This is a genomic window from Variovorax sp. PBL-E5 (assembly GCF_901827185.1).
In the GTDB taxonomy this organism is placed as follows: domain Bacteria; phylum Pseudomonadota; class Gammaproteobacteria; order Burkholderiales; family Burkholderiaceae_C; genus Variovorax.
This window is the reverse complement of record NZ_LR594671.1, coordinates 628,464-642,099: the sequence shown is the minus strand read 5'-3', so window position 1 is coordinate 642,099 and position 13,636 is coordinate 628,464. Positions and strand designations below refer to the sequence as shown.

The following is a 13,636-nucleotide window of genomic DNA, read 5'->3' as shown; positions in this document are numbered from 1 at the left end:
AACCACCATGGTCAAGAAACTCGACAAAGTGCTCTACACCGCGCAGTCCCACACCATCGGCGGCCGCGACGGCGCCGGCAAGACCAGCGACGACGCGCTCGACGTCAAGCTCAGCTCGCCCGGCACCGGCAAGCCCGGCACCAACCCCGAGCAGCTGTTCGCGGTCGGCTACTCGGCCTGCTTCATCGGCGCGATGAAGGCGGTCGGTCCCAAGATCAAGGTCAAGGTGCCGGACGACGTGGCCATCGACGCCAGCGTTTCCCTCGGCCCGACGGACGGCGGCGCGGCCTACGGCATCGCGGTCAAGCTCGCGATCACGCTGCCGGGCCTGGACGATGCGCAGAAGAAGCAGCTGGTCGAGGCCGCGCACCAGGTGTGCCCGTACTCGAACGCCACGCGCGGCAACATCGACGTCGAACTCTCGATCGTCTGATCGCGGCCGGCCCGTTTCGCGAAAGGCCCGGTGCGGCGTCGCCCATGCGACGCGGCACCGGGCTTTTTTCAAGCAAGCGACGCAGGTCTGCGGTAACGTGATTTCATGAGCACCATCGAACTGCAGATCCGCAAGGACGATCTCTCGATCACTCGCCTTCACGAGGCCGATGACACGCGCCTGGCCGACGGCCAGGTCCGCGTGCGGATCGACAGCTTCGCCCTCACGGCCAACAACATCACCTACGCCGCCTTCGGCGAGGCCATGAACTACTGGCAGTTCTACCCGACCGGCGAAGACGGCTGGGGCACCATCCCCGTGTGGGGTTTCGCGACCGTCACGCACTCGCTGCATCCGGGCGTCGCGGTCGGCGAGCTCCTGTACGGCTACTTCCCGATGGCCTCGGCGGTCGTGCTCACGCCCGAGCGCCTGTCGCCGGAGCGCTTCGCCGACGGCACCGCCCACCGCGCCGCGCTGCCCGCGGTCTACAACCAGTATTTCCGCAGCCAGGCCGACCCGCTCTACACCGCCGGCACCGAAGACATCCAGGCGCTGCTGCGCCCGCTCTTCATCACCTCGTGGCTGATCGACGACTTCTTCGCCGACAACGATTTCTTCGGCGCCGATCCCGGCGTCGCGTTGCTCTCGAGCGCATCGAGCAAGACCGCCTACGGCACCGCCTTCCAGCTCGCGCAGCGCGACGGCATCGAAGTGGTCGGCCTGACCTCGGCCGCCAACAAGGCCTTCTGCGAATCGCTGGGCTGCTACGAGCGCGTGCTGGCCTACGAGGAACTCGACCAGCTGGCGGCCGACATGCCGTGCGTCTACATCGACTTCGCCGGCAATGGCGCGCTGCGGCACGCCGTGCACACGCGCTTCACCCGGTTGAAATACAGCGCCTCGATCGGCGGCGCGCACGTGGACCAGCTCGCGCCCAGCGGCGCGGGCCGCGACCTGCCCGGCCCGCGCGCCACGCTCTTCTTTGCGCCGGCGCAGATCAAGAAGCGCAGCGCCGAATGGGGCGCAGAGCGCTTCGGCGAACGCATGGCGCTGGCGTGGAACGCCTTCACCACGCAGGTGACGGATCCACGCGCGCCCTGGCTGCGCGTCGAGCACCATCACGGCGCTGCGGCGGTGCAGGCGGCCTACGCGGCGGTGCGCTCGGGCCGCGGCGATCCGCGCAGCGGCCACATCCTTTCGCTCTCGCGCGGCTGAGCGGCGCCCGCTGGCCGCCGAAGGACGGCGACCCATCGCCGCACCTCACCGGCCGCCGGGCGCCCCATCCGGACGCTGCGGCTCGTCCTGCCGCCGTTATTCGTCCTGCTGCCGCTTCTTGTCCCAATCCTGCTTGGCTTCTTCGGCATCCGCCCAGGCTGCCCTGTTGAGGACGGCCAAATGAAGGGCCGACTCCCGGTCTAGCTCGTATGCCACCGTGGCCGCAAAGTTGGCGAGATCTTCATACATCCGAACCTGACCACTGTTCAGCAGCACCCCCATGCCACCCTGTATATAAGAAACGTTAGGAACTTTCATCCGCTGGTACATCAGCTCGCGATTGCGGTGGCCATATGCCTGGAGCTGCTGCACCTCCTCCGGATGTCTTTCCGCGTCGAGCACGTTGATTTCCTGCAGGGTTTCGTTGAACTCCATGGCCTCCATCAGAAGCTTGACGCCTTCGGCATTCCAACTGATCGTGAGCCGGGTCAGCGTCGTGTTCTGTTTCAGAGCGATCGCCAGTTCTTGGAAACAAAGAGGGCCTGCGGCGGTTCGATACAGGTTCAACTCCCGCAACTTCGTCTTGCCGTCTCGCAGCATCTGGACAGTCTGCGCCAGGATCGAGTCATGTATGTAATAGTTGTTCTTGAGATTAAGTACGCGAAGACCGTTGATTTGCGTCAGTCTGGCGAGGTGGATCGTTTTGTCGCCGAGAGCGTCGGAAACGTCGGCGTCCTCCAGCGAAAAACTGGTCAGCGAGTTCGCGTTCTTCTCACAGACGTCGATCAGCAATTTGACGGGCTCCGGGAAGCAGCTGGCAGGAGCCCACCAGAGCGCCTCGATCCCTTGCTGGTGCTCCTTCAGCGCTTGGACCACATGGAGCTGTGGAACATCGTTTAGGTCGCAGCCATGCATATTCAACTCGCGAAGCTGGGTTTTCTCCACGATTTTGAGCACCATGAGTTCCGATTTATATCCACCGTAGACATCGAGCAGGAGGGGCTTGCTCAGACACAGACAATCCACACCCTCGAAGTCTTTGTCCTGCAGCGTCACCTTGAATAAACGGATGTTGTTCAAGGCAGGCATTCGATGCATGACCTCGAACACTACCTTGCACTGGGAGCCGTCGATGGTCGTATTGGCGATAAAAAAATTGGGGGCAGCGAAATCCTTTGGCAGCGCATCCCGCAATGTTTCCCAGCCCTGCAGCGACATGCCTACTTTCCTGCCGTAAACGCCGAGTGTGTTGATCCGCTCGTTCGTGAGGAGAATATGAAGCGCCTCGGTCTCGCCATGAAGCATGCATTCCGAGATCACCGTCGCCAGCAGCTCTATTCGATATACCTGATCTTCTTTCGAACCTTCCGGCGAGTCTGGCGACAGCTCCATATAACGGGCAACCAGCCCATTGAAGCCGCGCTGCCTGAAATGGGAATTGGTCTTCAATGCCGAGAGAAATTCAATCTTGAAATCCGACGACGACCTTGATCCGACCGCGATCTGCGTCGTGGGAGACGGGCGGATTCCGAAAATGTTGCGAAAGGCATCCATGTATTGCTTCCTTTGACTGTGAGTGACGTTCCTGGACCGGAACCGTCATGAGTCACGTTGGCACGCCGGCCGTGAGCGTGCTGATCTCGCCGATCGTGAAAAATGTCTCGATCGCACGGGAAGCCACAGGCGGCGAATGGCCATCGCCGCGCCTCACGGCGCGCTCGCCTCGAAGCGGACCTCGCGCGCTTCCAGCACCCGCCGGCAGTGGCTGCACACGACCTCGGGTACGAACGGATGTCCGCAGGCCCGGTGCGTGGGGCGGATCGAGCTCGGCTCCTGGAAATGATGGCGCGCCGCCCAGCTCGAGAAGCAGAGGATGTAGCCGAACAGATCGCGGCTCGCCGGCGTGAGCCGATAGACCCGGCGCCGCCCGTCGACCAGATCGTCCTGGCACAGCAGCAGCCCGGCGTCGACCATGTCGCCCAGACGGCGCGACAGCACGCTGCTGCCGATGCCCAGCACGTGGCTGAGTTCGTCGAAATGGTGGCAGCCGAGCAGCACGGCCGAGATGATCAGCAGCGCCCAGCGGTCCACGCGCAGGCCCCTGCTCGAGCCGTCGCCTTCGGCCTGCGCGAGCCGGGGCGCGCGGCCGCGGGCGGGCGCGCGCGCGCGCAGCGCCGCGTTCGGCTGCAGCGTGAAGCCCAGGTCGCCGATGCCGACCTTCTCGTGGCAGGCGCCACAGGCGAGCCAAGGCACGAAGGCGTGGCCGCAGCCGGCGTGCACCAGCCGCTGCGGCAGGTCGGTCGCGCGCGTGCCCCAGCGCCGCTCCCACGACCACATCATCAGCACATGCGGATAGAGCGACAGGCCCTTGGCGGTGAGATGGTAGGCATGGCGCAGCGGCCGTTCCTGATACGGCCGCTGGCGCAGCAGGCCGAGCGCGGTCAGCGCGCGCAGGCGCTGCGCCAGCGTATGGCGCGGTATGGCGAGCCGGCTCTGCCATTCGTCGAAGCGGCGCACGCCGAGGAAGGCGCCGAGCACGACCGCCATGGTCCAGCGGTCGCCGAGCAATTGCAGGCCGTGGTCGAGCGTGCTGGTGGCCAGCGCTTCGCGGCGCAGGTCGAGTTCTTCCGGGGTGAGTGCCACCGCAGGATTGTCAGCGCTCGACCACGAAGCTGACGACGGTCGCGCAGGAGCCGCCGATGTTCAGCGTCTGGATGCGCCGCGCGCCTTCGATCTGGCACTCGCCCGCCTCGCCCGTCACTTGCCGCGCGGCATCGAAGAGCATGCGCGTGCCGGTGGCGCCGACCGGATGGCCGCAGCCGATCAGGCCGCCGCTCATGTTGACCGGGCAACGCCCGCCGGGATCGATACTGCCGTCCTCCACCGCCTGCCAGCTCTGCCCCGGCGTGCTGAGGCCGAGGTGGTCGATGGCCATGTACTCGGTGGTGGTGAAGCAGTCGTGCGTCTCCACGCCGTCCATCGCGTCGATGCCGCCGACGCCGGCGCGCCGCCACGCGTCCTCGATGGTCTCGCGCACATGCGGGAACACATAGGCCGCACCGCGGCTGCGCTCCAGCTTGTCGAGCAGGCGCAGGCCCGCGGTGCGATGGCCCCAGCCCGCGATGCGCGGCGGCGCGGCGCCGTCGCGCCGGTGTTCGCGCAGGAAGTGGCCCGAGGCCAGCACCACGGCGCAGGCGCCGTCGGTGACCTGGCCGCAGTCCTGCCGGCGCGTGCCGGGCTCGATCAGCGGATTGGCCTCGTCGTCGTCGGTGAAGCTGCGTTCGTCGAACTGCCAGCGCCGGGTCTGCGCCAGCGGATTGCGGCGCGCGTTGGCATAGTTGAGTTCGGCGATGCGGTTGAGATGGCGCCGGTCCAGCCCGTAGCGCTCTTCGTATTCCTGCGCCACGCGGCCGAACGCGGCCGGCCACATGAAGGTGCAGGGGATGTCCTCGCGGCCCTGCCAGGCGGCGGCATTCTGGTTCTGCGAGGCGAGGTTGCCCGGCAGGTTCTTGAACTCCTCGACGCCGAGCACCAGCACACAGTCGTAGCGGCCGGCCTCGATCTCGGCCATCGCGGCGAGCACGCCGAGCGAGGACGAGGCGCAGGCGCCCTCGTGCCGCATCGCGGGCACGCCCCATAGTTCGGGCACCACCTGCGACACCATCGCACCCAGGTGCGCCTGCTGGCGCTGCAGCTCGGCGAAGGCATTGCCGACATGGATGCTCTGGATCTGCGCCGCATCGACCCGCGCCGCGGCGAGTGCGCCGAGCGTGCCCTCGCGCACCATGTCCGAGATGTCCTCGCCGGTGCGCGACCAGGCCTTGGCGAAGTCGGTCTGGCAGCCGCCGAGGATGTAGACGGGTTCGGTCATGCAGCTCTCCTCCAGGCCGCCGTCTCCTGCGACGGCGGATAGCGAAGCCCGGCGAAGCGCGCGGCGGCCTGCGCGTACTCGCGTTCGAGCCGGTCCACCACGGCGGCCACCGGCTCCACCTCGCGGATCGCGCCCACGCCCTGCCCGGCCGCCCACACGTCCTTCCAGCGCTTGGCCGCGATCGACTGGCTGCTGTCGTACTGCCGCGCGGGCGCGTCGGGCATGTGATCGGGGTCGAGCCCGTTGGCGCGCAGCGAGGGCTTGAGCCAGCTCGCCGGCGTGCCGGTGATGCCGGCGCTCACCACCAGGTCATCGACCGTGCTGTCGACCAGCATCTGCTTGTAGGCCTCGGGCGCCAGGCTCTCGGCCACCGGGATGAAGCGCGTGCCCATGTAGACGAAGTCCGCGCCGGCCGCGATCGCGCCGGCCACGCCCCAGCCGTCGCTGATGCCGCCGCCGGCGATCACATGGCCGTCGAAGAATTCGCGCACCGCACTCACGAAAGCGAAGGGCGAGAGAAAGCCCGTGTGCCCACCGGCGCCGGCCGACACGCAGGCCAGCCCATCGGCGCCGGCCGCGACCGCCTTGCGCGCGAGCTGCAGGTTGATGACATCGGCGAACACCAGCCCGCCATAGCGGTGCACCACCTCGATCGCCGGCTTGGGACTGCCCAGCGCCGTCACGACGATCGGTGGCTTGTACTTGGCAACGAGTTCGAGGTCTTCCGGCAGCCGCGTGTTCGACGAATGCGTGACCAGGTTGGCGCACCACGGGCCGAGGGTCGACGCGGGTTGCTCGTCGCGCGCGCGGGCCAGCCCTTCGGTGATCTCGCGCATCCATGCATCGAGCGTCTCGATGGGGCGCGCATTGGGCGTGGGAAAGGCGCCGACGATGCCGGCCCTGCAGGCGGCGAGCACCAGCGCGGGGCCGGAGATCAGGAACATGGGCGCCGCGAAGACGGGCAGCCGCAGCGCAAAGGGAATGCGTGAGTTCATGAGGGTCATCGACTACTCGCTGGCCTTGAAACCGGAAATCTTCACCGCCTCGGCCCAGCGCTTCGAGTCGGCCCGTTCGAACTGCGTGAACTCCTGTGGCGTGGACGGCAGCGGCTCGAAGTCGAAGACCTTCCACTTCTCCCGGATCTCGGGCGTGCGCAGGATCTTCACGAACTCGGCGTTGAGCCGGCCGATCGCCGCATCGGGCGTGGCCGCGGGCGCGACGATCGCGGCCCAGATGTAGATGTCGAGGTCCGGATAGCCCTGCTCGCGGAAGGTCGCGACCTGCGGCAGCTGCGGCGAGCGCTGCGGACTGGTGACGGCCAGCACCTTGACCTTGCCCGCATCCACATGCGGCTTGACGGCCTGCAGCGGCAGGAAGGCCGCATCGACCTCGCCGCCGACCAGGTTGGTCACCGCCGGCGGCGTGCCGTTGAAGGGCACGTGGAGCATGTCGATGCCCGCGCGCTGGTTAAGGATCACGCCCGCGAAATGCGAGGAGTTGCCGGCGGTGAACGAGGCGAAGGACACCTTGCCCGGCCGCGACTTGGTCCAGGCGACGAACTCCTTGATGTTGTTCGCGGGCACGTTGTTGTTGACCGCCATCACCATCGAGGCGCCGAGGAAGTTCGTGACCGGACGGAAGTTCTTCTCGGGGTCGTAGGGCAGCTTCGAGAAGGTGTGCGGATTGATGGTGAACATGCTGGTGTTGGCCAGCAGCAGCGTGTAGCCGTCGGCCGGCGCCCCCATCACGTTCTGCGCGGCGATGATGCCGGAGCCGCCCGGCCGGTTGTCGATCAGGAGCGGCTGCCCGGTGTTCTTGTCGAACACCTCGGCCACCTGGCGCAGCGCCGTGTCGAGCGTGTTGCCCGCCGCGAAGGGCACGACGATGCGCACCGGCTTGTCGGGAAAACTGCCCTGGGCCTGCGCGCGGGCGATGGGCAGGCTGCCCAGCAGCGCGAGCGCGCCGAGCTGCCGGAAGGTGTCGCGTCGGTTCATCATGGTGTGTCTCCTTGGGTCATGTCGAGCAGCGATGCGAGCAGCGCGGCCACGCGCGCGGGCTGCTCGATCGGCGTCATGTGGCCGGCGTCATCGATCCATTCGAGGCGCGCGGCAGGCATCAGCGCGGCCAGTTCCTCGGACAGCGCGGGCGGCGTGATGCGGTCGTTGCGCCCGCACATGACGAGCGTCGGAAGACGCAGCGCTGCGAGCGCGCCGCGATGGTCCGCGCGCGCGACGATGGCGCGGTTCTGCCGGATCGCGGCCTCGGCGCCGATCTCGCGCAGCAGCGCGCGCAGCGCGGCCATGAAGTCCTCGTCGCCATGGCGCGCGGGATCGGTGGCGAACTGCGCGACGCCGGCGCTCACCTTGTCGAAGTCGCGTTCGATCGCGGCGATGGTCTTCTCGCGCAGGGCGGCGCCTTCCACGCTCTCGGGCCGGCACGAACTGTCGAGCAGGCCGAGCGCACGCACCGGCCGGCCGCCGCGCGCCAGCATCTCGATCGCGACATAGCCGCCCATCGAGAAGCCGCAGAGCGCGACCGGCACATGGTCGGGCACGTCGGCGATGCGCGCCCAGGCATCGCGCGCCATCGCGGCGATGCTGTCCTGCGTCTGCACGTCGGCGATGCGCACTTCGGCGCGGCCTTCGAGCAGCGGCGTCACGCGGCGCCAGACCGCGGCCGTGTTGAGCATGCCCGGGATCAGCAGCAGCACCGGCTTCATGCGGCCGCCTTCGCCGTCGCGGCGAGCGTGCGCGCACGGTCGCGCAGCTCGCGCTTGAGGATCTTGCCCACCGGGTTGCGCGGCAGTTCGGCCAGCGGCAGCAGGTACTCGGGCAGCTTGTAGACCGCCACGCGCTTGTGCTCGCGCAGGAAGGCCGTGATCGCGTCGAGCGTGACGGCCGGCGCGCCTTCGGCCGCGACGATGCAGGCGCAGAGCTTCTCGCCCAGCAGCGCGTCCGGCACGCCGACCACGGCCGCCTCGCGCACGCCGGGACAGGCCATCAGCAGGTTCTCGATTTCTTCCGAGGAGATGTTCACGCCGCCGCGGATCACCAGGTCCTTCGAGCGGCCGACGTAGTGGTAGTACTGCGCGCGGTCGCCGGCGATCTCGAACAGGTCGCCGGTCTTGTAGAAGCCCTGGGCGTCGAAGGCGCGGCGGCTCAGTTCCGGCGCGTTGTAGTAGCCGCTGAAGATGGTCGGGCCATCGAAGCGGATCTCGCCGGGGCGGCCGGTCTCCTCGATGTCCTCGCCGGTCTCGGTGTCGACCAGGCGCGTGCGGATCTTGCGCGTGGTCGAGATGCTCCACGCGTGCCCCGGCACGCCGGCGCGCGGAAAGAACTGGGCGCGCAGCCCGGGGTCGGGGATGTCGACGTGGTTGCCCGACAGCGCCGCGCCCTCGTTGGAGCCGAAGTAGTTGACGATCTGCACGCCATGCTTCTCGGCGAAGCCGCGCACCATCCAGTCCGACAGCGGCGCCGAGCCCGAGCCGATGCGCGCGAGGCGCGCGAAGTCGATGCCGGCGAGCAGTGCGTCGTTCTGCAGCAGCATGTTGAGAATCGCCGGCGGCGCCACCGTGTAGTCGATGCGCTCCTCGCGCAACTGCTGCAGGAAGATGGGCAGCGCGAAAGGCTGGTGCTGCACCACGGTGCCGCCCAGCACCAGCCAGGCCGCCATGGCGGTGGAGAAGCCCGCCATGTTGACCAGCGGGAACGGATTGAGCAGGCGCGCATGCAGCCGGATCTCGCCGGCCTCGATGATCGAGGGCGCGATCACCAGCCATTCGTTGTGGCTGCGCGGCACGCCCTTCGGCGTCGCCTCGGTGCCGGAGGTCCAGCAGATGGTGAGCACGTCGTTGGCCGTGACGGCCGCCTCGCGCTCGGCCTGCGCGAGGCGCTCGAGGTCGGGCGCGGCGCGCAGCTGCGCGGCGACGTCGACCACGCCAGCGTCCACGGTGTCGCCCCAGGCCAGCACCACGCGCAGCGAAGGATGCGCGGCGCGCAGCTCCGCGAACATGCGCGCCGCCGCGTGGCCGCTGTCCGGCTTGCCGATGCGCGAGAAGCTCACCGCCGCGACGGCGCGCGTGATCTCGAGGATGTGCGCCAGCTCGTGCTCGCGGTACTGGATCGGCACCGGCGTCACCACGATGCCCAGGCGCGCGCAGGCGAGGTAGACGACGAACTGCTCGACGCCGTTGGGCATCTGCACCACCACCACCTCGTCGCGCCGGATGCCGGCCGCACACAGCAGCAGCGCGAAGCGGTCGACCTCGTCGCCGAGCTGCGCCCAGGTGAGCCGGCGCGGCGCGCCGTGCGCGAAGTCGGCGCGGTTCGGCGCGTCGACCACGGCCTCGTCATCGGGCCGCTCGCGCCGGTGGCGCGCGAACAGCGAGCCCATGGTTTCGCTGCCCCACCAGCCGCGCGCGGTGTAGGCGTCGATCTTGTCTTGCGGGACCAGGATCATCAGTAGCCTCGTGCGAGGCGCTCGCCGCTGACCCAGGTGGCATGGAAGCCGTTCGGCACGCGGTGCGGCAGGCGGATGCGCGCGACCGGGCCTTTCGCGATGTCGCTCGCATCGAACACCGTGACGAAGGAGGCCTTCTTCTCGTCGTCCCACAGGAAGCCGACCAGGTAGCCGTCGTCCTCGGCCTGCCAGCGGTCCTTCGGCGCGAAGGGCGCCTCGCTGAACCACTTGTGCACGCCCTCGTGGTAGCTGGTGCTGATGCCGCGCTCGAGGTCCTGCCGCACGAAGCCGCAGAAGCGCGGATCCTCGGCGCGGTTGCTGCGGCCCATCAGCACGTTCCATGCGTAGCGCGTCTTGCGCCCCTGCATCCACGAGTTGATGACCGGGAACTCCTGGTTGACGATGTCGTCGAGCACGCGCTCGCGCGTCTGGCCGGTGCGCAGGTTGAAGCGCCACTCGTAGAACATGAAGTCGTGCTCGAGGTTGGCCAGCATCTTCGGGAAGCGGTCGACCTCGACGTTGCCGCGCCAGTCGCGCGGCAGCCGGAAGGGCGTGCCGGTCATGACGATCTCGGTGCCGCCGCGGCCGTCGTCCTCTTCCCACGCATTCGACACGTGGTACATGTAGGTCGGGCTGGCCTCGAACCAGCGGATCTGCTCGGGCGTGCCGTGGCGCGGGATGACGCCGAAGCGCGACGGCAGCGTGTGATGGAACTTGAGCTTGTGGCGGCCGGCCGCGAACGCGTCCATGTCGTAGAACAGCGGCAGGTCGTGCACCACGGTGTAGTTGGGCGTGATCGCCATGTCGTGCGGCAGGCGCGGGCCGGGCAGCTGCACCGGCATGAAGGTCTGCAGCGCGCCGTGGCGGTCCATCACGCCGTAGTGCATGTAGGGCGCTTCCTTGCCGTAGGCGAAGAACAGGAATTCGCCGGTGCGCTCGTCGACCTTCGAATGCGCCGACACCGGCAGGCCCTTCATGCGCGGATCGAACTCGAGCTTGCCGAGCGTCGAGAGGTCGTCGGGGCTGCAGCGGTAGACCGAGCCGCCGAGGTACCACATCGACACCAGGTTGCCGCCGTAGAACTTGACGTCGGTGTTCGAGGTGTTCTTCACCGGCATGTCGGGCCGGTCCTTGCGCGGCGGATCCTTGATGCCCTGCCACAGCGCGCTGCCGGCCGCGAGCTCTTCCTGCAGGCTGTCGGTCATGACCCAGCGGTTCAGGTACTGCACGCGGCCGCCCTCGAAGCGCACCGCATGCAGCATGCCGTCGCCGTCGAACCAGTGGTAGCGGCCGGGCGCCTCGAAGCGGCGGTTCGGGCCGTTGCGCACGTGCATGCCGGTCAGGTCCTTCGGCACCTCGCCCTCGATGTCGGTGAGGTCCAGCGTGACTTCGCGCTCGATCGGCGCGAAGCCGCCGGTCAGCACCGGAATGTCGTTGTGTCCCATGCGTGTCTCCTTCAGGTCGATGAGGTGTCGGGCGCCGCGGGCCGGCGCGATTGCGAGATGCGGAAACGCCCGGCAACGAAGGCGAGGTCGGTCAGGCTCGCGTTGCCGGCGGGATTGAGGCCGGTGACGTGGTAGTCGCTGTAGGCGGCCGCGAAGTTGAGCGGCATCGGCCCGGTGAGGTTGATGGTGAGCTGCGCGCCGGCCTTCGCGTAGGCCGCTTCGGCGGACGCGATGCAGGTCTCGTCGGTCGAGTAGAGAAAGGCTGTGAGGCCGCCGAACTGCTTCACGTCGCGCACGGCCTGCGCGAGCGCATCGGCCGCGTCGTCGCAGGCGATCACGAAGCTGATCGGGCCGAAGCGTTCCGCGCCGTAGAGATCGCGCTCCGCCTTGCCGACCTTGAGCATCAGCGGCGTGCTGGTGCGCGCGTCGGGATACTCGGGATGCAGGTAGCGCTTCGGCCGCAGCAGAACCTGGCCGCGCTGTTCGCCCTCCTCGGTCATCTGCGCCAGCAGCGCGAGCGTCTGCGGCGACTGCAGCGTCGCGAGGATCATCGCGGCCTTCTTCGCATCGCCGGTCAGCGCGGCCACCGCATCGGCCAGCCGGCGCGCGACCGCGTCGAAGGCCACCACGCCCTGGGGCGTGCGCACGCCCTGCGCCGGCACGTAGATGTTCTGCGGGCTGGTGCACATCTGGGCGCTGAACATGCACAGCGTGGTGGCCAGGCTGCGCAGCGCGGCATCGAGGTCGTCGGCCGATTCGAGGACCACGGTGTTGCAGCCCGCGGTCTCGGTGAAGACCAGCGCCGGATGCGCGTTGCGCTCGACCCACTGGCCGAAGGCGACGCTGCCGGTGAAGTCGACGATCGCCGTCTTCGGATGCTGCACCAGCCGCTTGCCGATGGGTTCTGCCGAGGTGTCGAGCGCCAGCGTGACGAGGTTCGGATCGAAGCCCGCGGCGGCCAGCACGCGGCGGAACGCGCGCACCGAGATCGCCATCGGCAGCACCGTGGCCGGATGCGGCTTGACGATCACCGCGTTGCCGGTGGCCAGGCTCGCGAGCATCGAGGGCCAGGCGTTCCAGGTCGGAAAGCTCGCGCAGCTGAAGCACACGGCGACGCCGCGCGGCACCAGGCGGTAGGTCTTGTCGAGCGCGATCCGCGCGCTGCCGAAGGCGCGCTCCCAGCGGGCCGTGGGCGCGATGGCGTCCATCGCCTGCTTCGCATGGACCAGGGCCTCGATGCCGCGGTCGAGCGCGTTGACGCCCGAGCCCGCGTAGGCCATGTTGAAGCTCTGGCCGGCGGTGTGCATCACCGCGTGCGCGATCTCGAACAGGTGCTCGCGGTAGATCGTGTCCAGCGCTTCCATCAGCACGCCGATGCGGGTGTCGACGCAAGCCGCGGCCCAGTCGTCGATCGCGGCTTCGGCGGCATCGAACAGCGTGTCGATGTCGGCCTGCGGATAGCGGATGCGAAGCGCCTGCTGCGTACAGGGCGAGATCTCCTCGCCGGCTTCGCCGACGGCGCCCGGCTGGTCGAGCGCGAAGCGCTGGCCGAGGTGCGCGCGGAACGCCGCGGCACCGTCGGCCTGGGCCTGCGCCGCATTCGGGTACTTGGCGGGCAGCTCCGGGTACGGACTCCAGCAGTGCCGTTCGCGGCAGGCCAGCGCGGCGCGCTCGAAGGTGGCGCGATGGCGCTCGAACAGCGTGCTTGCCGCGGATGCCTCGCGCACCGCGCTCACGCCGCCGCTCCCTGCGCGCAGCGCGCCCAGATCAGGCGATGGTGGCGCGCCACCGCGCTGCCCGGCACGGTGTCCGAGGCCGACAGCGTGAGCCGGCCCTCGGTGTCGAAATGCATGTCGCGCACCTGCTGCGTGCCGACGAAGTTCGGATTGAGCGACTGCGTGACGCTGTGCACCACCTGCTGGCGGCCGGGCTCGCCGCGGACTTCGTAGCGCCCGGCGTACTGGAAGAAGCTGCCGAAGGCCGCGAGCCGCTCGGATTCCGGCGCGCTGCGCATGCTCTCGCTGGACAGCGGCGGCCGGCCGGCGCGCGCGATGCAGGCGTTCATCCAGCCGTCGTGGCTGTAGAGGATCAGGCCGGTCGCCGCTTCGCCGAAGGGCAGCGTGGCCGGTCGCCCGTCGCCATAGGCGATCTCCCAGCGAACGAGTTGCCAGGTGCCCATCAGGGGGTTGTCGCGAGCCGCCACGCCGTCTCCTT

At 68.6% G+C, this 13,636-nt stretch carries 12 protein-coding genes; 2 read left to right on the top strand and 10 right to left on the bottom strand.

Annotated elements, in window-relative coordinates:
- Window positions 1-7 precede the first annotated feature (7 nt).
- The gene (locus WDLP6_RS03155) at window positions 8-433 is read left to right on the top strand and encodes an organic hydroperoxide resistance protein (RefSeq protein ID WP_162591169.1); all 426 of its coding nucleotides are present in this window, start codon (window positions 8-10) and stop codon (window positions 431-433) included.
- A gap of 105 nt (window positions 434-538) precedes the next feature.
- Window positions 539-1,648 carry a DUF2855 family protein gene (locus WDLP6_RS03150; RefSeq protein ID WP_162591168.1) on the top strand — a complete coding sequence of 370 codons (1,110 nt, stop codon included), beginning with the start codon at window positions 539-541 and terminating at the stop codon, window positions 1,646-1,648.
- 96 nt (window positions 1,649-1,744) lie between these two features.
- Here the strand turns inward: WDLP6_RS03150 and WDLP6_RS03145 are convergent, their stop codons facing one another.
- From WDLP6_RS03145 to WDLP6_RS03100, 10 genes are all read right to left on the bottom strand, one after another.
- Complete coding sequence (locus WDLP6_RS03145; RefSeq protein ID WP_162591167.1) at window positions 1,745-3,202, bottom strand: hypothetical protein; 1,458 nt, start codon at window positions 3,200-3,202, stop codon at window positions 1,745-1,747.
- A 153-nt stretch (window positions 3,203-3,355) separates the two neighbouring features.
- Window positions 3,356-4,291 (bottom strand): winged helix-turn-helix transcriptional regulator, encoded by a 936-nt coding sequence (locus tag WDLP6_RS03140; protein ID WP_162591166.1) that lies wholly within the window; start codon window positions 4,289-4,291, stop codon window positions 3,356-3,358.
- Between the two features lie 10 nt (window positions 4,292-4,301).
- Entirely contained in the window at window positions 4,302-5,519 is a 1,218-nt protein-coding gene (locus tag WDLP6_RS03135) for an acetyl-CoA acetyltransferase (protein ID WP_162591165.1), read from the bottom strand.
- Window positions 5,516-6,514 carry an NAD(P)H-dependent flavin oxidoreductase gene (locus WDLP6_RS03130; protein WP_162591164.1) on the bottom strand — a complete coding sequence of 333 codons (999 nt, stop codon included), beginning with the start codon at window positions 6,512-6,514 and terminating at the stop codon, window positions 5,516-5,518. Before WDLP6_RS03130 ends, WDLP6_RS03135 begins: the two co-directional genes overlap by 4 nt.
- 12 nt (window positions 6,515-6,526) lie before the next feature.
- A complete protein-coding gene (locus WDLP6_RS03125; RefSeq protein WP_232076947.1) occupies window positions 6,527-7,516 on the bottom strand; it encodes a Bug family tripartite tricarboxylate transporter substrate binding protein in 990 nt (329 codons plus the stop codon).
- Entirely contained in the window at window positions 7,513-8,238 is a 726-nt protein-coding gene (locus WDLP6_RS03120; RefSeq protein WP_162591163.1) for an alpha/beta fold hydrolase, read from the bottom strand. Before WDLP6_RS03120 ends, WDLP6_RS03125 begins: the two co-directional genes overlap by 4 nt.
- Entirely contained in the window at window positions 8,235-9,977 is a 1,743-nt protein-coding gene (locus WDLP6_RS03115; protein WP_162591162.1) for a class I adenylate-forming enzyme family protein, read from the bottom strand. The genes WDLP6_RS03120 and WDLP6_RS03115 overlap by 4 nt, the downstream gene beginning before the upstream one ends.
- Complete coding sequence (locus tag WDLP6_RS03110) at window positions 9,977-11,422, bottom strand: carotenoid oxygenase family protein (RefSeq protein WP_162591161.1); 1,446 nt, start codon at window positions 11,420-11,422, stop codon at window positions 9,977-9,979. The genes WDLP6_RS03115 and WDLP6_RS03110 overlap by 1 nt, the downstream gene beginning before the upstream one ends.
- 11 nt (window positions 11,423-11,433) lie before the next feature.
- On the bottom strand, window positions 11,434-13,158 hold the full coding sequence (gene paaN / locus WDLP6_RS03105; RefSeq protein WP_162591160.1) for a phenylacetic acid degradation protein PaaN: 1,725 nt from the start codon (window positions 13,156-13,158) through the stop codon (window positions 11,434-11,436).
- The gene (locus WDLP6_RS03100) at window positions 13,155-13,625 is read right to left on the bottom strand and encodes a lipocalin-like domain-containing protein (protein ID WP_162591159.1); all 471 of its coding nucleotides are present in this window, start codon (window positions 13,623-13,625) and stop codon (window positions 13,155-13,157) included. Before WDLP6_RS03100 ends, paaN begins: the two co-directional genes overlap by 4 nt.
- Between the last annotated feature and the right edge of the window lie 11 nt (window positions 13,626-13,636).